The organism is Streptomyces sp. NPDC001903 (assembly GCF_042891345.1).
In the GTDB taxonomy this organism is placed as follows: domain Bacteria; phylum Actinomycetota; class Actinomycetes; order Streptomycetales; family Streptomycetaceae; genus Streptomyces.
Genome location: NZ_JBIASZ010000013.1, coordinates 123255 through 143791, shown reverse-complemented (window position 1 = coordinate 143791; position 20537 = coordinate 123255). Strand labels below are relative to the sequence as shown.

Sequence of the window (20537 nt, the reverse complement as noted above, 5' to 3'; positions counted from 1 at the left end):
TCAGGCCCCCTTTCCGGCGAGGTCGCGGTCCGTCGGCTGGGTGACGCGGTCGAGCATCAGGCCGAGGCAGACGATCGCCGCACCGGCGACCAGACCGGTCGCCAGGTCGCCCTGGGCGAGACCGAAGACCGCGTCGTAGCCGAGCGCCCCGCCGCCCACGAGGCCGCCGATGACGACCACGGCGAGAACCAGCACCACGCCCTGGTTGACGGCCAGCAGCAGCGCGGGCCGGGCCAGCGGCAGCTGGACCTGGAACAGCTGCTGCCGCCCGGTCGCGCCCAGCGAGCGCGAGGACTCCAGCGCGGCCGGGTCCACCGAGAGCATGCCCTGGGTCGTGATCCGCACCACGGCGGGCAGCGCGTAGACCACGGCGGCGGCGACCGCCGGGGCGCGGCCGACGCCGAACAGGGCGACCACGGGGATGAGGTACACGAACTGCGGCATCGTCTGGAAGACGTCGAGGACCGGACGCAGCGCCCGGGCCAGCCGGGTGCTGCGGGCCGCGGCGACCCCGAGGGCGACGCCGAGCAGCAGGGTCACGGCGACGGCGGCCAGGACCTGGGACAGCGTGTCGAGCGCCGGGTCCCAGACGCCGAGCACGCCGATCGCGGCCATGGCGAGGACGGCCGTCGCGGCGGTGCGCCAGGTGCCGATGAGCAGCGCGAGGACTCCGACGGTCAGCAGGACCGCCCACCAGGGCAGCCACTGCAGGCCGTCGCGCAGGGGGTTGAGGACCCACGTGGTGAACCGGGCCGCCCAGTCGGCGGTGCCGCCGACGAGGGGCACGCCGGAGTAGAGGTGGGCGGTCATCCAGTCGACCGCCCGGTTGACGGGTTCGGCGGTGTCCACCGTCCACCCGTCGGGCCACGAAAGCCGGTCGGCGAGGCGTCCGCCGACGGCGACGGCGGCGGTCACCGCGGCCGCCACGGCCCAGCCGAGCCGGGTCCGGCCGGCCCCGGCCGCGCCGATCCGCTCCCCGGCCGCGGCGGTGACCCGGTCCAGCACGATGGCGAGCAGCACGATCGGCACGCCGGCGGCGAGCGCGGCGCCCACGTCGACGGAGGCCAGCGCCTGGTAGACGCGGTCGCCGAGGCCGCCCGCGCCGATGACGGACGCGATCACGGCCATGCCCAGCGCCATCATGATCGACTGGTTGAGGCCGAGCAGCAGTTCCTTGCGGGCCAGCGGCAGCCGGGCGGTCAGCAGCCGCTGCCTCCCGGTGGCGCCGAGGGAGGTGGCCGCCTCCACGACTCCGGCGTCCGCGCCGCGCAGCCCGAGTGCGGTCAGGCGGGCCATGGGCGGAGCCGCGTAGACGACGGTGGCGAGGACGGCGGCGGGCACGCCGATGCCGAAGACCAGGACGACGGGCAGGAGGTACGCGAAGGCCGGCAGCACCTGCATGGTGTCCAGCACGGGCCGCAGGATCCGGTGCATGCGGTCCGACAGGCCCGCGGCCAGCCCGAGGAGGCCTCCGAGCAGTACGGACGCGGCGACGGCGACCGCCATCAGGGCGAGCGTCTGCAGGGTGGGCACCCACATGCCGAGCAGTCCGCACACCGCGAAGGCGGCGACGGAGGTCAGCGCGAGGCGCACCCCGGCGACCCGCCAGGCCACCAGTCCGGCGGCGGCGGTGACGCCGGCCCAGCCGAGGGCGAGCAGCAGCAGGTACACCGCGCGGACGGACACGACGACGAGGTTGCTGACGTGGCCGAGGAAGTAGAGGAACAGCGGGTGGCCGTCCCGGTTGTCGATGATCCAGTCGCTGGTGCGGTCGAGCGGCCCGGACAGGTCGACGGCGAGCGGGGCGGGCCAGCTGCCGCCGCCCAGGAGAACGGAACCGAGGACGAGTGCGAGGGCCGCGCCGACGCCGATGAGCCGGCCGCGGTGGCGGGTGAGCATGCGCAGCACACCGGGCCGGGCGTCGCCGGCGGTCGTGCCGCCCGGCGGCGGCCAGGTCGTATGGGCATACATCAGGCCACCGCCTTCCCCGTCGCGACCGGTATCCCGGCGACGACGCCCAGGAGTCCCGCGTGGTCGACCACACCGAGGCAGCGGCCGTCCTCGACGACCCGCGCGTTCTCGCCGGTACGGGCGACGGCCTCGATGGCCTCGTGGACGGTGGCACCGGGGTCGAGCGCGGGACCGGCCTCGCGCTCCCCGGCGAGGGCGGGGCGCATCGCGGATCGGACGGTCAGCACCTGCTCGCGCGGCACGTCCCGGACGAAGTCCCTGACGTAGTCGTCGGCGGGGGCGCCCACGATCTCCTCCGGCGTGCCGATCTGCACGATCCGGCCGCCCCGCATCAGCGCGATGCGGTCGCCGAGCTTGAGCGCCTCGCTCAGGTCGTGCGTGATGAAGACCATCGTGCGTCCCTCCTCGCGGTGCAGGCGCACGACCTCCTCCTGCATGTCCCGCCGGATGAGCGGGTCGAGCGCACTGAACGGCTCGTCGAACAACAGGACTTCGGGGTCCACGGCGAGTGCGCGGGCCAGGCCCACGCGCTGCTGCTGGCCGCCGGACAGCTGGCTCGGCCTGCGCTGCTCCAGGCCGTCCAATCCGACCTTGGCGGCGAACTCCGCCGCGCGCTCGCGCCGTTCGGCGCGTCCCACGCCCTGGATCTCCAGTCCGTAGGCGATGTTGTCGAGCACCGTGCGGTGCGGCAGCAGCCCGAAGTGCTGGAAGACCATCGCCGCCCGGTGCCGGCGCAGCTCGCGGAGCCGGCCGGTGTCCATGGACAGCACGTCCTCCCCGTCGATGGAGATCGTGCCCGAGGTCGGTTCGATGAGCCGGGTCAGGCAGCGTACGAGCGTCGACTTGCCCGAGCCCGACAGTCCCATGACGACGAAGACCTCGCCCTTGCGGACGTCGAAGGAGACGCCGCGGACGGCGGCGGTGCAGCCGGTCCGCTCGCGCAGCTCGGCGGGGCCGAGGGAGGCGAGTTCCTTGTCAGCGGGCACGCGGTCGGCCTTCGGCCCGAAGACCTTCCACAGGTCGCGTACGGAGAACACGGCTTCCGCGGGCGTCTGCGGCGGGGCGGTGTGCGGCGTCGTCGGCGTTTTCGGCGTTGTCGGCGTTTTCATCGGGTGCCTCCCAGCAGGTCGGCGCACTTCTCGCCGACCATGAGGACGCCGATCATCGGGTTCACGGCGGTCATGGTGGGGAATACGGACGCGTCGGCGATCCGGATGCCGTCGAGGCCCCGGATCCGCAGGTCGGGTGCGACGACGGCGAGTTCGTCGCCCTCGGACCCCATCCGGCAGGTGCCGGCGGGGTGGTAGACGGTGTGCGCGACGTGGCGCGCGTACGCGCTGAGCTCCTCGTCGGAGGTCACCTCGGGACCGGGGCACACCTCGCGCTTCAGCCAGCCGGCCAGCGGCTCGCTCTCGGCGATCTTCCGGGCGATGCGGATGCCGTCGACGAGGGTCCGGCCGTCGTAGTCGTCCTCGTCGGTGAAGTACCGGAAGTCCAGCGCGGGCTTGTCCTCGGGATCGGCGCTCGTCAGGTAGAGCCGGCCGCGGCTGCGCGGCTTGGGGATGTTGGGGGTCATCGACACTCCGTGCGCGGGCCGTTCGTAGCCGATGCGCTCGGGGTTGTCGGTGAAGGGGATCTGGTAGAAGTGGAACATCAGGTCCGGACCCTCGGCCCCGGGGTCCCGTCGGACGAAGAGTCCCGCGTCGGAGTCCATCGCGGAGTTCTCCGGGATGGGGCCGTGCGTCTCCCACACGATGACCGACTCGGGGTGGTCGAGCAGGTTCTCGCCGACGCCCGGCAGGTCGTGCACCACGGGAATGCCGAGCTTCTCCAGGTCGGCGCGCGGTCCGATGCCCGAGTGCAGCAGCAGGCGCGGGGTGTCCACGGCCCCGGCGCACACCAGGACCTCGCGCCGGGCGCGTACGACGTGCTCCGCGCCCTCCTTTGTGCGGACGTGCACGCCGGTGGCGCGGGTGCCCTCCAGCTCCAGCCGGAACGCCCAGGTCTCCAGGGCGATGTGCAGGTTGGGCCGGTCCAGGAACGGGTGCAGATAGGCGACGGAGGCGGAGGACCGCTTGTTGTTCTCCGGGTGGTAGGCGAGGTCGAAGAAGCCCGCGCCCTCGTGGAAGGGCGCCTTGTTGAAGCCCTCGACGCGCGGTACGCCGAGCGCGGCCTGCGCGGCGTCGACGAAGTCCCGGGCGATCGCGTTGCGGTCGGCCTCGTCGACGGGGACGATGTTGTTGCGCAGCCGGGCGAAGTACGGGTCCATGGACGCCGCGTCCCACCCCTCGGCGCCGGCCCGCGCCCACTCGTCCCAGTCGGAGGGCAGCGGCTTGAACGCGATGAGGGTGTTGTGCGAGGAACAGCCGCCCAGCACCCGCGCACGGCTGTGCCGGATGTACGAGTTGCCCCGGGGCTGCTCGGTGGTGGGGTAGTCGTAGTCCAGCTCGCCTCCGAGCAGGCCCATCCACCGGCGCAGGGTGAGGACCTCGTCGCGGCCGACGTCGCTGGGGCCGCCCTCGATGACGGCGACGCTGACGTCCGGGTCCTCGGTCAGCCGGGAGGCGATCACCGAGCCGGCGGTGCCGCCGCCGACGACGACGTAGTCGTACACGTGCCGGTCGTTCACGGAGGCGCTCACGGAGGCGTTCGTGCGGTCGTTCGTGCGGTCGTTCATGCCTGGTCCTTCTGCGCCGCGCCCGCGAACCAGCGCACGGGGCGCGGGGCGAGGTTCTGGTAGATGTGCTTGGCCTCGCGGTACTCGCCGAGGCCGCCGGGGCCCAGTTCGCGGCCGATGCCGGACTTCCCGAAGCCGCCCCACTCCGCCTGCGGGAGGTAGGGGTGGAAGTCGTTGATCCAGACGGTGCCGTGGCGCAGCGCGGCCGCGACCCGCCGGGCACGGTCCCCGTCGGAGGTCCACACCGCTCCGGCGAGGCCGTACTCGGTGTCGTTGGCGAGGGCGACGGCCTCCTCCTCGGTGCGGAAGGTCTCCACGGTGAGGACGGGGCCGAAGACCTCCTCGCGGACGACGCGCATGCCGCGGTGGCAGCGGTCCAGGACCGTGGGCCGGAAGAAGTAGCCGGGACCGGCCGGCTTCTCGCCGCCGGCGCGCAGGACCGCGCCCTCGGCGAGGGCGGAGGCCACGTACTCCTCGGTCCGGGCCAGCTGGGCCGCGGAGACCAGCGGGCCGCATTCGACGCCCTCGTCGGTGCCGCGCCCCAGCCGGATCTGCTCGGCCCGGCGGGCGAGCTCGGCGACGAAACGATCGCGCAGCGGCTCCTCGACGATGAGGCGGGAGCCGGCGGAGCAGACCTGGCCGCTGTGGATGAAGGCGGCGTTGAGCGCCTGGTCGACGGCCGTGTCGAAGGCGTCGGGCGTCGAACAGGCGTCGGCGAACACCACGTTGGGGTTCTTGCCGCCCAGTTCGAGGGCGACCTTCTTCACGCTGTCGGCAGCCGCCCTGGCCACCTTCGTGCCGCTGACGAGACCGCCCGTGAACGAGATCAGGTCGACATCGGGGTGTTCGGCGAGCCGGGCGCCGACCGTGCCGCCGGGACCGGTGACGATGTTGGCCGCGCCGAGCGGAAGTCCGGCCTCCAGGAGCAGTTCGATCAGTGCGACGGTGGTCAGCGGGGTGATCTCGCTGGGCTTGATCACGAAGGTGTTGCCGGCGGCGAGAGCGGGAGCGATCTTCCAGCTGGCCTGGAGCAGCGGATAGTTCCACGGCGTGATCAGGGCGCAGACCCCGACCGGCTCGTGCACGACGACACTGCGGATCTCGTCCGAACCGGCGTCGACGACCCGTGCGCCGTCCTCGTTCGCCACGAGGTCGGCGAAGTAGCGGAAGGCGTCGCGGACGCAGTCGACGTCGACGCGGCCCTCTTCCAGCGTCTTGCCAGCGTCCTGGCTCTCCATGGCGCCGATCCGCTCGCGATCGCGCTCCAGGAGGTCCGCGACGCGCCTCAGCAGGGCGGCCCGCTCGGCGACCGGCGTACGCGGCCATGCACCGTCGTCGAACGCGGCCCGCGCCGCGGCGACGGCTTCGTCGGTGTCCTGGACGCCGCCCTCCGCGACGACCGCGAACGCGCTCGCGTCGACGGGGTCGATGATCTCGCGGGTGGCGCCGGAGAGGGCCGCGCGCCACTCTCCGCCCACGTGGATGCTCTGTTGTGCTGCGGTCACGTTGCGTTGTGCCTTTCGTCCTCTGGATCCCCCTGCCGGTGGTACCGACACGAACCCGCCGGTTGCCCCGGCTCCGGACTTCCATGCGCAATGCCTTGCGGAGAGTGTTCTTGTTCACTCCCGAAGCCGGGGCAAATCCGGACATGTAACGCAGGTTGCAGGATGGGGGATTCACAGAGGCCCACGACTGTCGCACAACGTCACGCAGGGTAGGGGCGGATGTCCGGCCCCACCGGCGCGAAATGGCCACGCACGCGGGCAACGGCCGGACCATGCGCGGCCGTTCGAGGCGGGATCCGATCCGGACCCCGGGGCGCCCCCCCCACGCCGCGCCCGCCCCGGGCCGGTTCGCGGCGGCCGCGGGCAAGCGCCCTGTACGGGCGGTCGGTTGGGAGGGGCCGCGGGCGGGAGGGCGGTCGCCCTCGTCACATGGGGGCGGGGTAGACCCGTGACTGCTTCACGCTGCCGAAGGCGAAGCTCGACTCGATCGACGCGATGCCGGGGATGGCGTGGATCCGGTTGCGGACGAGCGATTCGTACGCCTCCAGGCTCTCGATGACCACCCGGAGCAGGTAGTCGCTGCTTCCGGCCATCAGGTAGCAGTCCTGGATGTGCTCGATGAGCGCGACGTGCCCCTCGAAGACCCCGACCGCCTCCTTCGTGTGGCGGTCCAGGCGGATCCGGACGAAGACCGTGATCGGCAGACCGAAGGCGACCTGGTCGACCATGGCCGTGTACCCGCGGATCAGACCGGCCTCCTCCAGGCGCCGCACCCGCCGCAGGCAGGGCGAGGGGGACAGCCGGACCCGGTCGGCGAGGTCCTGGTTGGAGAGCCGCCCGTCGGCCTGCAATTCGCGGATGATCTGCAGATCGACTGCGTCCATCGCCCCTCCTCGGCTCCTCCTTGGCAGATTCTGCCTCAAACGTATGTCCGGAAGGCAGAACTGGCAATCGGCTGCCCCGGCAAAAGACCTAGCGTTGCTCCATGGCCGGATCCGGCCCCCGAGGCTGGAGGAGCCCCCTTGGTCACCACGAATGCCGGACCCGCGACGGCGCTGCCGGCGGCCGCCCGCCCACGGCTCTCGCCCCGGGCGAAGGGCACCGCGGCCCTGGTCGTGACCGTGCTGATCTGGGCCGCCTTCGCCCTCAGCGCCCGGGCCCTGAGCTCCTCCACCCTGCTGCCCGCCGACGCGGCCCTGCTGCGCTTCGGCGTCCCGCTCCTCGTCCTGGCACCCGCGCTGTGGCGCCGGCGCCGCCGGATCGCCGCCGTCCGCCCGACCACCGCGCTCAAGATCGCCTGCGGGGCCGGGGTGCCGTTCTTCCTGGCCGCGATGTACGGCGGCTCCCTGACGTCGGCGGCCTTCGTCGGCTCGATCGTCCCCGGGATGGTCCCGCTCTTCGTCTCCGCGCTGATGGTCGCCGCCGGCAAGGGCCTGCCCCGGGGTACGCAGGCGGTCGGGCTGGCGCTGATCGCGGTCGGCGTGGTCGCCCTGGTCTGGCGCCACGTCGTCCCGCTGAACACGCAGGTGCTGGCCGGCGCCGGGATCCTGCTCGTCGCGAGCGGACTGTGGGCCCTGTACACGGTCGGACTGAAGGAGGTGGACCTCGATCCCGTCGGGTCCATCGGCCTGCTGTGCCTGCCCTCCTTCGCGGTGATGGCGCTCCTGGTCCTGACCGGGGTGCTGCCCACCGGCCTGGCCTCGGCCGCCGGCGGCGACATCGCGCTGTTCCTGGTGGTGCAGGGGCTCGGGGTCGGCCTGTGCGCCGGCCTGCTGTACGCCTACGCCATCCGCAGCCTCGGCGCGGAGCGCAGCTCCACCGTCGGCAGCCTCAGCCCGGTCGCCGTGGTCCTGCTCGCCATCCCTCTGCTCGGCGAGTCGCCGACCGCCGCCGTGCTCGTCGGCGTCCCCCTCATCACCGCGGGCGTCGCCCTCGCCAACCGGCGCCCGCGCACCACCGCCCGTACCCAGCAGCCCGAGGTTCCCGACCATGCTTGAGCTCCTCCTCCCGCCGCCCGTCGACCCGCTGTGGGACCTCACCGAGGCGTACGGCGCCGACGCCCGGCCCGAGCGCCTGAACCTCGTCCTCGGCGTCTACCGCGACCAGACGGGCGGCACCCCGGTCATGGCGGCGGTGCGCGAGGCCGAGATACGGCTGGCGGAACGCTCCGCCTCCAAGGAGTACCGGGGGCTCTCCGGGAACACGGCCTTCAACCGGGCGATGCTCTCCCTGGTGCTGGGCTCCGGCGACGCGGCCGAGCGGGCGGTGGCCGTCCAGACCGTCGCGGGCAGCGGCGCGCTGCGGCTGCTGGCCGACCTGATCTGCCGGACCCGGCCGGGCACGACGGTGTGGATCAGCGACCCCGCGTACGTCAACCACCGGCCCATCCTGGAAGCCGCCGGGCTGACCGTGCGGACGTACGGCTGGCTGGACGCCGAGGGGCGCTTCGACACGGCGGGGATGCTGCGCGACCTCGGCGGGGCGCGCCGCGAGGACGTGGTCCTGCTCCAGGGCTGCTGCCACAACCCGACCGGGGTCGACCCGTCCGCGCAGGCCTGGGAGGCTCTCGCCGACCTCGCCGCGGAGCACGGCTGGGTGCCCTTCGTGGACCTCGCGTACCACGGGCTCGGCGACGGCCTGGAAGCCGACCTCGCGGCCACCCGGCTGCTCGCGGAGCGGGTGCCGGAGATGCTCGTCGCCATCTCCTGCTCGAAGAACTTCGGGCTCTACAGCGACCGGACGGGCTGCGCCGTCGTGCTCGGCACCTCGCGGCAGTCGCTGCGGCACGTGGAGACGGCCCTGCAGAACGCGGCCCGCACCCTCTACTCGATGCCCCCGGAGCACGGCGCCGCGGTGGTGACGGCGATCCTCGAGGACGACGGGCTGCGGGCGCTGTGGCGCGCCGAGCTGGACGGGATGCGGGCCCGCATCGAGGACAACCGGCGCGGGCTGACCGCCGAGCTGACCGCGCTCGGGTGGGACGCGCAGGCCGATGTACTGGCGCGGCAGAAGGGGATGTTCTCGATGCTGCCGCTCACTGCGCGTCAGATGCTGCGGCTGCGCAGCCGGTTCGCCATCTACGGGACGACGGCCGGGCGGATCAACATCGCGGGGATCCCGGCGCACCGGATCCCCTGCCTCGCACAGGGGATCGCCGCCGTGCTCGACGAGGGCGCCGAGTAGCGAAGGGGCCCGCCCGCGGCACTCCCCCGGGCGGGCCTCCTCGCCACACAACTGACAATCCATCAGGTCATTCGTCCCGGACTCTTGACTCTGTTACCGCCGGTAGCCATTCTCGTCACACTGCCTGCGCGGAACATGACAATCAGCTGGCTCCTCGGGCCGTCTGCGTCCTCGACCGCGCCATCCGCCGACCGATGACGTGAGTGATGACCATGACCCGTCCCCCGCACCGCAGGCGCAGGCCACTGGCGCTGCTCGCCCTCCTCCTGGCCATGGTGGCCATGGCCCTCGGCCCCGCGCCCGGCGCGGCCGCCGAGGGCGACGCGGGCTGGTGGAACCCCACCGCGCGCCCCGCCCCCGACTCCCAGATCAACGTCACGGGCGAGCCGTTCAAGGGCACCGACGCCCAGGGGCGGGTCCGGGGCTTCGTCGACGCCCACGACCACATCATGTCCAACGAGGGCTTCGGCGGCCGGCTCATCTGCGGCAAGGCGTTCTCCGACCTGGGAGTGGCCGACGCCCTCAAGGACTGCCCCGAGCACTACCCCGACGGCTCCCTCGCGATCTTCGACTTCATCACCAAGGGCGGGGACGGCAAGCACGACCCCAACGGCTGGCCGACGTTCAAGGACTGGCCCGCCCACGACTCCCTGACCCACCAGCAGAACTACTACGCATGGATCGAGCGCGCCTGGCGCGGCGGCCAGCGCGTCCTCGTCAACGACCTCGTCACCAACGGGGTGATCTGCTCGGTCTACTTCTTCAAGGACCGCGGCTGCGACGAGATGACCGCCATCCGCCTGGAGGCGCAGAAGACGTACGACATGCAGGCCTACATCGACAAGATGTACGGCGGCCCGGGCAAGGGCTGGTTCCGGATCGTCACCGACTCCGCGCAGGCACGCGACGTCGTCCAGCAGGGCAAGCTGGCCGTGGTCCTGGGCGTGGAGACCTCCGAGCCGTTCGGCTGCAAGCAGATCCTGGACATCTCCCAGTGCAGCAAGGCGGACATCGACCGCGGCCTCGACGAGCTGTACCGGCTCGGCGTCCGCAGCATGTTCCTGTGCCACAAGTTCGACAACGCCCTGTGCGGGGTCCGCTTCGACGAGGGCGCCCTGGGGACGGCGATCAACGTCGGACAGTTCCTGTCCACCGGCACCTTCTGGAAGACCGAGCGGTGCACCGGCCCGCAGCACGACAACCCGATCGGCCTGGCACCGGCGCCCTCGGCGCAGAAGGAGCTGCCGGCGGGCGTGGCGGTCCCCTCCTACGCGGCCGACGCGCAGTGCAACTCCCGCGGTCTCACCGAGCTCGGTGAATACGCCGTGCGCGGCATGATGAAACGCAAGATGATGCTCGAAGTCGACCACATGAGCGTCAAGGCCGCGGGCCGGGCCTTCGACATCCTCGAATCCGAGTCCTACCCCGGCGTGATCTCCTCGCACAGCTGGATGGACCTGGGCTGGACCGAACGCCTCTACAAGCTGGGCGGGTTCGCCGCCCAGTACATGAACGGGGCCGAGGGGTTCAGCGGCGAGGCCGCCCGTACGAAGGCGCTGCGCGACAAGTACCAGGTCGGCTACGGGTACGGCACCGACATGAACGGGGTCGGCGGCTGGCCGGGCCCGCGCGGCGCCGACACCCCGAACCCGGTGAAGTACCCGTTCCGCAGCACCGACGGCGGCTCCGTCATCGACAAGCAGACCACCGGGCAGCGCACCTGGGACCTCAACACCGACGGCGCCGCGCACTACGGCCTGGTCCCCGACTGGATCGAGGACATCCGGCAGGTCGGCGGCCAGGGCGTCGTGGACGACCTCTTCAAGGGCGCCGAGTCCTACCTGCACACCTGGGGGGCCTCCGAGCAGCACAAGGCCGGCGTCAACCTCGCCGCGGGCGCGCCCGCCTCGGCCAGCTCCGCCGAGTGGAACCCCTTCGTCAGCTACGCGCCCGGCCGGGCCGTGGACGGGGACACGGGCACCCGCTGGGCGAGCGACTGGAACGACGACCAGTGGCTGCGGATCGACCTCGGCTCCCCCGGGGTGGTCAAGCGCGTCACCCTCGACTGGGAGCGCGCGTACGGGAAGTCGTACCGCATCGAGGTCTCGGCGGACGACGTGAACTGGCAGACGGTCTGGTCCACGACCGCCGGTGACGGCGGCCTGGACACGGCGCGGTTCGCCGGGGTCCCGGCCCGGTACGTGCGCGTCCACGGAGTGGGCCGCGGCACCCAGTGGGGCTACTCCCTGCACGAAGTCGGCGTCTACAGCAGCTGATGGCCCGCAGCGGCTGAGGGCCCACAGCGGCACCCGCAGGCCGGGGCCGGGGGGATCGGCACGTCCGACCCCTCCGGCCCCGGCCTCGCCCGTACCTCCGCCCGTACGAAGGGAACCGATTCCGCATGGCACGGATGCCGTTGGCGCAGCGGCGCAGGCAGCTGACCGAGGCCGCGATCCGCGCGATGGCACGCGACGGCGTCCCGAAGACGACGACCCGGTCGATCGCCGCCGAGGCAGGGGTGTCGCTGAGCGTCTTCCACTATTGCTTCGACTCGAAGCAGGCGCTGCTCGAATCGGTCATCGAGACGATCACCGAGCACTACCTGACGGTGGTCAAGCAGGCGATCCTGCCGCGCACCACCCTCCGCGAGACCGTCCGGGCCGGCTTCCAGGCGTACTGGGACCACGTCCGCGCCCACCCCGCCGAGCACATGCTCACCTACGAGCTCACCCAGTACGCCCTGCGCGAGCCCGGGTTCGAGCACCTGGCGCGGCGCCAGCACGAGCTGTACTGCGCGACGTACGCGGAACTGCTCGAGCAGGTCTGCCTCGGCATGGAGACCGGACTGCGCGTCCCCGTCCCCGTACTGGCCCGCTACCTGGCGGCGATGACGGACGGGCTGACCCTGAACTTCCTCGTGCTCGGCGACGCGGCCGCGGCGGCGGCCATCCTGGACATGGTCTCCGACCACGTGGCCGGCCTCGTCCACGACGAGCGGGCTGCTGCCGTCGTCCGGCCAGCCCCTCCCCTGAGCCCCGCCCAGGCGCGCTGAGCCCCGCGCTCACCCCAGGACCGGGTGCGCCTCCGGGTGCGCGTCCCACCACGCCCGGTGGAAGGGGTTGTTGTCCACGTTGGCCAGGTACGCGCCCGCCGCCGCGTGGTAGAGCGAGTCCGCCTGGCCGGCGGAGACCGCCGAGCGGTTCCAGGCGAGCCGGATACGGCCCGTGATCGGCGTGCCGAGCAGCGGGCGCATCACCGTGCCCTCCACGGTGGGGGCCGTGGGCTGGGTGAGGGAGATGGCCCGGCCCGCCGCCACCAGGTCGTGGCGCATCTTGCGGTCGGTGATCCGGTGGCGCAGGGAGGGGGCGAACCCGGCCTTGGCGCAGGCTTCCACCAGCGCCTCGGGGCCGCCGTCGTCGTCCTCCACCAGGGTCATCCACTGCTCGCCGGCCAGTTCGGCGAGGTCCAGGACCTCCCGCCCCGCCAGCGGGTGGCGGGTGGACATCCGGATGCAGAAGGGCTCCTTGGGCACCAGCGTCCGGGCCAGGGTGCCCTGGGGCAGGGCGACCTCGTGGTCGTTGACCTCGCCGTACACGATGACGTCGTACCGGCCCGCGCCGAGCATCCGGACGAGCGCGGTCACCGAGTGCTCCACGTCCACGGTGATCTCCCGCCCGGACAGGACGAGGTCCGTCCGCGCGAGCAGTCCGTCGATCAGGACGAGCAGGATGCAGCCGAGCCGCAGCGGGGCGTCGGTCGCCATCGCGCGGGCCTCGGCGCCCAGGCTCTCCATCTCGGTGAGCACGCGCCGCGCCTTGCCGAGGACGAACTGGCCCAGCGGGGTGGGCTCCACGCCGCTGCGGCCGCGGACGAAGAGCTCGCCGCCCGCGACCCGCTCGATCCTGCGCAGCTGCGCGGAGAGCGCGGGCTGGGACACCCCCAGCCGCCGGGCCGCGCCACCCAGACTGCCGGACTCCGCTATCTGGCACACGGCTTGCAGATGCCTCAACTCCAGCTGCATTCCGGCAGCTTACGCAGCGTGACCCCTCGGCACCATAACGCGGACCTTATGTGCGCAGGGATGTCCCAATCTCGCCATGTCCACGCCCATACTCGGCGCCAACACCCACCCGCAGCACCCCCCACACGATCGGAGTGGACTCTTGCAGCCCACCAGATGGATGGCCTCCGTGGCGGCCATGGCGCTGACGGCGAGCCTCGCCGGCACGCTGGCCACCGCCGCGTCCGCCTCACCACAGGTCCAGCCCCCCGCGCCCTCCCCGCAGGCCCAATCCGCCGAGCGCGCGGTCGCCGCGGCCGACGCGGCGGTCCGCAGCGGCCTCGACACCCTGGTCAACTCGCACCAGCAGCAGTACGACCGCCGCCTGGTCACCCCCTGGGTGCAGGACCTGTACTCCGTCTCCTACGAGCGCAGCTACCGCGGGCTGCCGGTCGTCGGCGGCGACGCGGTCGTCCTCGCCGACGGCCAGGGCCGCGTACGCGCCGTCCAGTCGGCCTCCGCCGCCGCGATCGACGTCGCGACCACCCCCTCCGTCACGGCGAAGGCGGCCGAGACCGTCTCGCGTGCGGAGCTGGCCAAGGTCGACAAGGTGCTCGACAGCCGGCTCGTCGTCAAGATCAAGGACGACAAGCAGGTCCTGGCCTGGGAGACCGTGCTCGCCGGCAACACCAAGACCGCGCCCAGCAAGCTGCACGTGTTCGTGGACGCCCGCACCGGCAAGGTCGTCGACCGCCACGACGAGGTAGTCGCCGGCAGCGGCACCAGCAAGTGGAACGGCCCGAACCCGCTCACCCTCGACACCACCGCCTCGGGCGGCTCGTACTCGCTGCGCGACCCGAACCGGCCCGGTCTGAGCTGCGCCGACTACAGCACCGGCAGCGTGTTCACGAAGTCCTCGGACTCCTGGGGCACCGGCAACGCGACGTCCAAGGAAACCGGCTGCACGGACCTGATGTTCGCGGCCCAGAAGCAGTGGGACATGCTGGGCCAGTGGCTGGGCCGCAACGGCGTCAGCGGCAACGGCCGCAGCTTCCCCGGCAAGGTGGGACTGAGCGACCTCAACGCGTACTGGGACGGCAGCTCGGTCACCATCGGGCACAACAGCGCCAACGAGTGGATCGCCGGGATCGACGTGGTGGGCCACGAGTACGGGCACGCCATCGACTCCAACACCCCCGGCGGCACCAGCGGCCAGGAGTCCGGGCTCGGCGAGGGCACCGGCGACATCTTCGGCGCGCTGACGGAGGCGTACGCCAACGAGCCGGCCCCGTACGACACCCCCGACTACACCGTCGGCGAGATGATCAACCTCCAGGGCCGCGGGCCGATCCGGAACATGTACAACCCGCCGGCCGTCAACAACGACCCGGCCTGCTACAGCTCCGCGATACCCGGCACCGAGGTGCACGCGGCCGCGGGACCCCTGAACCACTGGTTCTACCTGCTGGCCGAGGGCAGCAGCCCGGGCGGAGGCAAGCCGAGCAGCCCCACCTGCAACCAGTCCACGGTCACCGGCGTGGGCGTGCAGACCGCCGGCAAGATCTTCTACGGCGGCATGCTGCTCAAGACCAGCAGCATGTCCTACAAGAAGTACCGGACGGCGACCCTCAGCTCGGCCAAGTCGCTCGACCCGGCCACCTGCAACCTCTTCACCCGGACCAAGGCGGCCTGGGACGCGATCAGCGTGCCCGCCCAGTCCGGCGACCCGACCTGCACCCCGAGCGGGCAGAACGACGACTTCTCGATGGCGCTGAACCCGTCCTCGGGCACCGTCCAGCAGGGCGCCTCGGTCACCACCACCGTGACCACCAGCACCACCACCGGCCAGGCCCAGCAGGTGACCCTCACGGCCACCGGCCTGCCGTCCGGGGTGAGCGCCTCCTTCAACCCGGCCACCGTGCAGTCCGGCCAGTCCTCGACGCTGACCCTGTCCGCCACGGCCAACGCGGCGCCCGGGTCCTCCACGATCACGGTCAAGGGCCAGGGCCCGAGCCTCGCGCACACCGTCGACTACGCGCTGAACGTGGGCAGCACCCAGCCCGGCAACGACCCGCCGGACGTCAACGTGGCCAACGTCCAGGCGCACCTGGCCCAGCTGAACACCATCGCCTCGCAGAACGGCGGCAACCGCCGGGCGGGCAGCGCCGGTTACACCCAGTCGGTGGCGTACATCAAGGGCAAACTGCAGGCGGCCGGCTTCACCGTCACCGAGCAGAACTGCACCTCGTGCACCTACCCGTCCAACAACCTGATCGCGGACTGGCCCGGCGGCCCGGCCGACCAGACCGTCATGTTCGGCGCCCACCTCGACAGCGTCTCGGCGGGACCGGGCATCAACGACAACGGCTCGGGCTCCGCGACCCTGCTGGAGAACGCGCTCGTCCTCGCGCAGAAGAACCCCACCCTGACCAAGCACGTGCGCTTCGCCTGGTGGACCGACGAGGAGCAGGGCCTGAACGGCTCGGAGTTCTACGTGGGCCGGCTCAGCAGCGCCGAGAAGGCCGCCATCAAGGGCTACTACAACTTCGACATGGTCGGCTCGCCCAACGGCGGCTACTTCATCAACAACGTCAACTCGACCACGGCCGCGCCGCTGAAGGCGTACTGGGCCTCACTGAACCTCGCCCCGGAGGAGAACACCGAGGGCCAGGGCCGCAGTGACGACTACTCCTTCCAGCAGGGCGGCATCCCCACCTCCGGCTACGCGGCCGGCGCCAGTGCCCGCAAGACCTCGGCGCAGGCGGCCAAGTGGGGCGGCACCGCGAACGCGGCGTACGACTCCTGCTACCACAGCTCCTGCGACACGACGAACAACATCAACGCGACGGTGCTGGACCGCAGCGCCGACGGGGTCGCCTACGCGATCTGGAAGCAGGCCGTCGGCGGGGACACCCCGGCGCAGGACTTCTCGATCAGCACCTCCCCGTCCGCCGGCTCCGCCGCACCGGGCACCAGCGTCACCTCCACGGTGAACACCACCACCGTGAGCGGCAGCCCGCAGACGCTCGCCCTGTCGGTCTCCGGCGCCCCGTCCGGGGTGACGGCGACGCTCAGCCCGGCCTCCGTGCAGTCCGGCGGCTCCTCGACGCTCACCGTGCAGGTCGGCGCGGCCACCGCGGCGGGCACCTACACCCTGACCGTCACCGGTACCGGCACGGTCGCGCACGGCACCACCTACACGCTGACCGTAGGCGGCGGGGGTACGTGCACCCCGAAGCAGGTCGTGGTCAACGGCGGGTTCGAGAGCGGCAGCAGCCCGTGGACGGCCACCGCCGGGGTCGTCACCAACCAGTCCGGCCAGGTCTCGCACGGCGGCGCGTACATGGCGTGGCTGAACGGCTACGGCGCCTCCCACACGGACAGCGCCTCGCAGTCGCTGGCGCTCCCGGCCGGCTGCGCCACGGCCCGGCTCGCCTTCTACCTCCACATCGACACCGACGAGGACGAGAGCGTGGTCTACGACCGGTTCACCGTCTCGGTGGGCGGCCAGACCCTGGAGACCCTGTCCAACCTGGACGCGGCCCCGGGCTACGTGCTCAAGAGCTACGACGTGTCCCGGTTCGCCGGCCAGACCGTCACCCTGAAGTTCCAGGGCGTGGAGGACCAGTCCCTCCAGACCTCCTTCGTCGTGGACGACGTCACCCTCCAGGCGAGCTGACACCCGCCTGAGCACCTCCGAGCGGCATGAGCCCCGGCCTCGCGGCCGGGGCGCGTGCCGCTCGGGCGCGTCGGCGACGACGTTCAGTAGCGACGGGGGGACATGACCTGGGGGACGGCGTCCGGGGCCTCCAGGACACAGCGCGGGACGCCGGGCCCGGGTGTGGCGCGTACGGACACCGGCGTCGGCGGATCGGTCGGAAGTTCCACCTGCACGGTGACGGGCCGGTCGTGGTGCGTGGTGCCGTGCCCGGTCTCCTTGCCGTCGACCAGGATCTCCACGTCGACGTGGCGGCCGGTCTCGACGGTGGCGCTGACGGAGTGCCCCGCGTGATCGATGTGGAAGTGATGGCGCCGTCTCATGGGATCGCCTCCGTCGGGGCACTGCGAGCCGTCCCCCCGTCCAGGGTAGCCGCGCCCGCCGCGGACGGCAGGTCGGCCGCGGCGCCGCCGGGGCGGGCAGGCTTCCCGGGAGCGTTTTGGTTCCGGAGCCGGATCCTCAATACGATCCGGCGATGATCACAAGAAAATGGGTGGCGGCCGGGGCCTGTGGCCTGTTGGCCACTCTGGCGGTCGGGCTCTTCCCGGCGAATGCCGCCGCCGGCGAACCGGTGGCGAAGGAGTCCCCCAAGGTCGAGCTGGTCCTCGACGTCAGCGGCTCGATGCGGGCGACCGACATCGACGGCAAGTCGCGGATGGTGGCGGCGAAACAGGCCTTCAACGAGGTGCTGGACGCCACGCCGGACGAGGTACGGCTCGGGATACGGACCCTCGGGGCCACCTATCCCGGTGACGACCGGCAGCTCGGCTGCAAGGACACCAAGCAGCTCTACCCGGTCGGCAAGCTCGACCGGACCGAGGCGAAGACGGCGGTGGCCACCCTGGCCCCCACCGGCTGGACCCCGATCGGGCCGGCCCTGCTGGGCGCGGCCGAGGACCTCAAGGGCGGCGACGCCACCCGGCGGATCGTGCTCATCACCGACGGCGAGGACACCTGCGCCCCGCTCGACCCGTGCGAGGTGGCCCGCGACATCGCGGCCCAAGGCATCCACCTCGTCATCGACACGCTCGGGCTCGTCCCCGACGCGAAGACGCGCAACCAGCTGATCTGCATCGCCGAGGCCACCGGCGGAACCTACACCTCGGTGCAGCACACCGCCGAACTCTCCGGCCGCGTCAAGCAGTTGGTGGACCGGGCGGCGACCCCGGTGGTCACCCCGGTGGCGACCGAGGGCGCCAAGCAGTGTGCCGGCGCCCCGCAGCTCGGCGCGGGCCTCTACACCGACCGCGAGACCTTCGGCGAGCACCGCTGGTACCGGGTGGACGTCAAGCCCGGCCAGGAGCTGCGCGCTTCGGTGAGCATCGCCGCCGACCGGGCCGTCAACAACGACTACGGGGTCATGCTCCGGGCCACGACCGTGCACGGGCGGGAGATCGTCCGCGGCTCGGAAGCGGGTGACGGGCGCACCGACATGATCTCCACCGGTCTGCGCTACCCGAAGGCCGAGGTCGACGACTCCGACGGGGACGGCGACGGCAAGGCGGCGGTGGAGACCGTCTGCCTGCAGGTCAGCAACTCCTTCGCGGCTCCCGCCTCGGTCAAGACCACGCCGGGCCTGCCCGTCGAGCTCACCATCGACGTGGTGGACGGGCCCGACGACACGTCCGACGCGGCGGCGTTCGGTCTCGGCCGCGGCTGGTGGCTGCTCGGCGTGCTGGTGCTCGCCGGCCTCGTCGCCGGCCTGCTGTGGGGCTGGATCTCCCGCTGGCGTATCTCGGTCTGGAGGACCAACTGATGCGTACCGTACGCATACTGACCGCCGCCGCCCTCGCCGCGGGCGGTGTGCTCGCCATGGCGGGCGCCGCCCTGGCGGACACCCCGTCGGCGAGCGCGAGTACGAGCGCGAGCCCGGGCGGCAAGGCCTCCGGCCCGACCGAGGCGGGCACCGCCTTCCGCACCGCCACGGCGATCCAGCCGGGGCAGCGGGCCACGGCCGAGGCGTCCACCGGCGACTACCTGTACTGGGTGCTCCCGCTGGACTCGGGCCAGCGGGCCACGGTCAAGGCCACGGTGAAGCTGCCTCCGGCGGCGAACCGGCACTCCGCCTCGACCTGGCAGCTCGACGTCTACGACGGGCTGCGCCGCCGCCAGGCGTGCACCTACGGCACGCAGCAGGCCGCGGCGGCCAAGGAGGCCGCCTCGGTCGAGCTCTCCTGCACCCTGCGCACCGTCCGCCCCGGTGCGGAGCCCTGGGCCAACGACCCGCTGCCCGGCAGCTACTACGTCCGACTGACGGTCGTCGGCGTGGCGGAGGAGGACCTCGGTCTTCCGGTACGGGCCGAGGTCGAGGCCTCCACCCGGGACACGGGAGGCGCCTTCGCGGTGGACGGCGCCCTCGCGAAGCCGCTCGTGCCCGGCATCGGCAAGACCGCCCAGGCGGGCACCGGGAGTTCGGCCCAGCAGGCGGCGGCCGTCGGCGAGCCGGCCGACGGCTGGTCCGGCGGCCGGTGGTCGGACCGCTGGATCTGGACGGCGGCGGGCGGGATCCTCGGCGCCCTCGCCGGCATCTTCGGGTACTCCCTCACCCGCGGCGGCGGCCGCCCCTCCCGGGTCCCGCCCCGCGCCTGACCGCCCGCGCCGCCCGGCGGCCACGGCACCGCGCCGTGGCCGCCGGGCACCGGGCACACCGGTTCAGGGCGTCGGTTCGGGGCGTCGGCCTCAGTAGCCGGCCTCCGCGCGGCCGGCGTCCGCCGCGATGTCCAGCCGGCCCGGGGCGGCGGGGTCGTCCATCCCGGGCGCGATGTCACAACGCCCGGCCCCCGCGCGGGCCGTGACCCGGAAGCGGGTCTCCGCGGGCACCGTGAGCCGGAGCCGCCCCGCGCCCGCCCGGGCGGTGACCCGCTCCGGCGGGGCGGCGAACCGCGCGACGGCCGAGCCCGCTCCGGCCCGGATCTCGGCCTCCGGCGAGCTGAGCCCGGAGGCTTCGAGCGAACCCGAACCGACGCTCGCCCGCAGCGGCCCGCGCAGCGCGCTCAGCCGGAGCGTCCCGGCGCCGACCGAGGCGTCGACGGACCCGCCCAGCCCGCTGATCACCACCGTGCCGGAGCCGGCGGTGACCTTCACCGGTACGCCGGCGGGCACGGTGACGCCCAGGTCGACGGAGCAGCCGGCGCCCGATGACACGAACTCCGCCACCGCCGGGCAGTGCGGCGTCAGCTTCAGGGTGTCGCCGAGCCAGCTCTCCTCGATCTCCGGAGCCGCCAGCGACCAGCGCACCTCGGCCCGGTAGGCCACCTGCCCGTCGGAACGGGGGGTGAGGCGCACGTCGGCGCCGCCCGCGTCGATCTCCACGGCGGACACCGGCCGCCCGCCGCTGCCGCCGCTGAGCGTCCCGCTCTCGCTGGAGGTGTACGACCAGACCTGCCAGGCGGCGGGGGCGGCGACGAGCACGGCGCTCAGGACGGCGACCACGATCCAGGCCACGCGCCGGGGCCGCAGGGGGCGTCGGGGACGCCCACCGCC

15 protein-coding genes are annotated in these 20537 nt (G+C 72.7%); 7 read left to right on the top strand and 8 right to left on the bottom strand.

The window, feature by feature from the left end:
* The 5 genes from ACFYZS_RS26910 to ACFYZS_RS26890 form a co-directional block, all read right to left on the bottom strand.
* Positions 1–1971, bottom strand: a complete 1971-nt coding sequence (locus ACFYZS_RS26910) for an ABC transporter permease (protein ID WP_389017606.1) — start codon at positions 1969–1971, stop codon at positions 1–3.
* Positions 1971–3080 (bottom strand): glycine betaine/L-proline ABC transporter ATP-binding protein, encoded by a 1110-nt coding sequence (locus ACFYZS_RS26905; RefSeq protein WP_389017604.1) that lies wholly within the window; start codon positions 3078–3080, stop codon positions 1971–1973. The genes ACFYZS_RS26910 and ACFYZS_RS26905 overlap by 1 nt, the downstream gene beginning before the upstream one ends.
* The gene (locus ACFYZS_RS26900; protein ID WP_389017601.1) at positions 3077–4648 is read right to left on the bottom strand and encodes a GMC family oxidoreductase; all 1572 of its coding nucleotides are present in this window, start codon (positions 4646–4648) and stop codon (positions 3077–3079) included. The genes ACFYZS_RS26905 and ACFYZS_RS26900 overlap by 4 nt, the downstream gene beginning before the upstream one ends.
* Positions 4645–6153, bottom strand: a complete 1509-nt coding sequence (locus ACFYZS_RS26895; protein WP_389017598.1) for an aldehyde dehydrogenase family protein — start codon at positions 6151–6153, stop codon at positions 4645–4647. The genes ACFYZS_RS26900 and ACFYZS_RS26895 overlap by 4 nt, the downstream gene beginning before the upstream one ends.
* A gap of 425 nt (positions 6154–6578) precedes the next feature.
* The gene (locus ACFYZS_RS26890) at positions 6579–7037 is read right to left on the bottom strand and encodes an Lrp/AsnC family transcriptional regulator (protein WP_386164843.1); all 459 of its coding nucleotides are present in this window, start codon (positions 7035–7037) and stop codon (positions 6579–6581) included.
* Positions 7038–7175: 138 nt separating this feature from the next.
* Here ACFYZS_RS26890 and ACFYZS_RS26885 point away from each other — a divergent pair, with 138 nt between their 5' ends.
* The 4 genes from ACFYZS_RS26885 to ACFYZS_RS26870 all read left to right on the top strand — a co-directional run bounded on the left by ACFYZS_RS26885 (position 7176) and on the right by ACFYZS_RS26870 (position 12388).
* Positions 7176–8150 carry a DMT family transporter gene (locus ACFYZS_RS26885; protein WP_389017595.1) on the top strand — a complete coding sequence of 325 codons (975 nt, stop codon included), beginning with the start codon at positions 7176–7178 and terminating at the stop codon, positions 8148–8150.
* Entirely contained in the window at positions 8143–9336 is a 1194-nt protein-coding gene (locus tag ACFYZS_RS26880) for an aromatic amino acid transaminase (RefSeq protein ID WP_389017592.1), read from the top strand. The genes ACFYZS_RS26885 and ACFYZS_RS26880 overlap by 8 nt, the downstream gene beginning before the upstream one ends.
* Positions 9337–9548: 212 nt before the next feature.
* Positions 9549–11612, top strand: coding sequence for a discoidin domain-containing protein (locus ACFYZS_RS26875; protein ID WP_389017589.1), 2064 nt, complete (start codon positions 9549–9551; stop codon positions 11610–11612).
* A gap of 125 nt (positions 11613–11737) precedes the next feature.
* Complete coding sequence (locus ACFYZS_RS26870; RefSeq protein WP_389017586.1) at positions 11738–12388, top strand: TetR/AcrR family transcriptional regulator; 651 nt, start codon at positions 11738–11740, stop codon at positions 12386–12388.
* 9 nt (positions 12389–12397) lie between these two features.
* Here the strand turns inward: ACFYZS_RS26870 and ACFYZS_RS26865 are convergent, their stop codons facing one another.
* Entirely contained in the window at positions 12398–13357 is a 960-nt protein-coding gene (locus ACFYZS_RS26865; RefSeq protein WP_389017583.1) for a LysR family transcriptional regulator, read from the bottom strand.
* 160 nt (positions 13358–13517) lie between these two features.
* Here ACFYZS_RS26865 and ACFYZS_RS26860 point away from each other — a divergent pair, with 160 nt between their 5' ends.
* The gene (locus tag ACFYZS_RS26860) at positions 13518–17015 is read left to right on the top strand and encodes a M28 family peptidase (RefSeq protein WP_389017905.1); all 3498 of its coding nucleotides are present in this window, start codon (positions 13518–13520) and stop codon (positions 17013–17015) included.
* Positions 17016–17098: 83 nt separating this feature from the next.
* Here the strand turns inward: ACFYZS_RS26860 and ACFYZS_RS26855 are convergent, their stop codons facing one another.
* Positions 17099–17377: a hypothetical protein gene (locus ACFYZS_RS26855; protein ID WP_389017580.1), complete on the bottom strand. Its 279-nt coding sequence runs from the start codon at positions 17375–17377 to the stop codon at positions 17099–17101.
* Between the two features lie 152 nt (positions 17378–17529).
* Between ACFYZS_RS26855 and ACFYZS_RS26850 the strand changes: the two genes are divergently transcribed.
* On the top strand, positions 17530–18810 hold the full coding sequence (locus tag ACFYZS_RS26850; protein WP_389017577.1) for a VWA domain-containing protein: 1281 nt from the start codon (positions 17530–17532) through the stop codon (positions 18808–18810).
* Complete coding sequence (locus tag ACFYZS_RS26845; RefSeq protein WP_389017574.1) at positions 18810–19643, top strand: hypothetical protein; 834 nt, start codon at positions 18810–18812, stop codon at positions 19641–19643. Before ACFYZS_RS26850 ends, ACFYZS_RS26845 begins: the two co-directional genes overlap by 1 nt.
* 90 nt (positions 19644–19733) lie before the next feature.
* On the opposite strand, the gene ACFYZS_RS26840 is transcribed toward ACFYZS_RS26845, so the two are convergent.
* Positions 19734–20498 (bottom strand): hypothetical protein, encoded by a 765-nt coding sequence (locus ACFYZS_RS26840; protein WP_389017571.1) that lies wholly within the window; start codon positions 20496–20498, stop codon positions 19734–19736.
* Positions 20499–20537: the final 39 nt, after the last annotated feature.

What these genes read in the sequence shown, in the direction of transcription:
- ACFYZS_RS26865 (WP_389017583.1), bottom strand. Translation starts at nt 13,357, where the DNA reads ATGCAGCTGGAGTTGAGGCATCTGCAAGCCGTGTGCCAGATAGCGGAG.
- ACFYZS_RS26890 (WP_386164843.1), bottom strand. Translation starts at nt 7,037, where the DNA reads ATGGACGCAGTCGATCTGCAGATCATCCGCGAATTGCAGGCCGACGGG.
- ACFYZS_RS26870 (WP_389017586.1), top strand. Translation starts at nt 11,738, where the DNA reads ATGGCACGGATGCCGTTGGCGCAGCGGCGCAGGCAGCTGACCGAGGCC.
- ACFYZS_RS26880 (WP_389017592.1), top strand. Translation starts at nt 8,143, where the DNA reads ATGCTTGAGCTCCTCCTCCCGCCGCCCGTCGACCCGCTGTGGGACCTC.
- ACFYZS_RS26855 (WP_389017580.1), bottom strand. Translation starts at nt 17,377, where the DNA reads ATGAGACGGCGCCATCACTTCCACATCGATCACGCGGGGCACTCCGTC.
- ACFYZS_RS26845 (WP_389017574.1), top strand. Translation starts at nt 18,810, where the DNA reads ATGCGTACCGTACGCATACTGACCGCCGCCGCCCTCGCCGCGGGCGGT.
- ACFYZS_RS26875 (WP_389017589.1), top strand. Translation starts at nt 9,549, where the DNA reads ATGACCCGTCCCCCGCACCGCAGGCGCAGGCCACTGGCGCTGCTCGCC.
- ACFYZS_RS26910 (WP_389017606.1), bottom strand. Translation starts at nt 1,971, where the DNA reads ATGTATGCCCATACGACCTGGCCGCCGCCGGGCGGCACGACCGCCGGC.
- ACFYZS_RS26850 (WP_389017577.1), top strand. Translation starts at nt 17,530, where the DNA reads ATGATCACAAGAAAATGGGTGGCGGCCGGGGCCTGTGGCCTGTTGGCC.
- ACFYZS_RS26860 (WP_389017905.1), top strand. Translation starts at nt 13,518, where the DNA reads ATGGCCTCCGTGGCGGCCATGGCGCTGACGGCGAGCCTCGCCGGCACG.
- ACFYZS_RS26905 (WP_389017604.1), bottom strand. Translation starts at nt 3,080, where the DNA reads ATGAAAACGCCGACAACGCCGAAAACGCCGACGACGCCGCACACCGCC.
- ACFYZS_RS26900 (WP_389017601.1), bottom strand. Translation starts at nt 4,648, where the DNA reads ATGAACGACCGCACGAACGACCGCACGAACGCCTCCGTGAGCGCCTCC.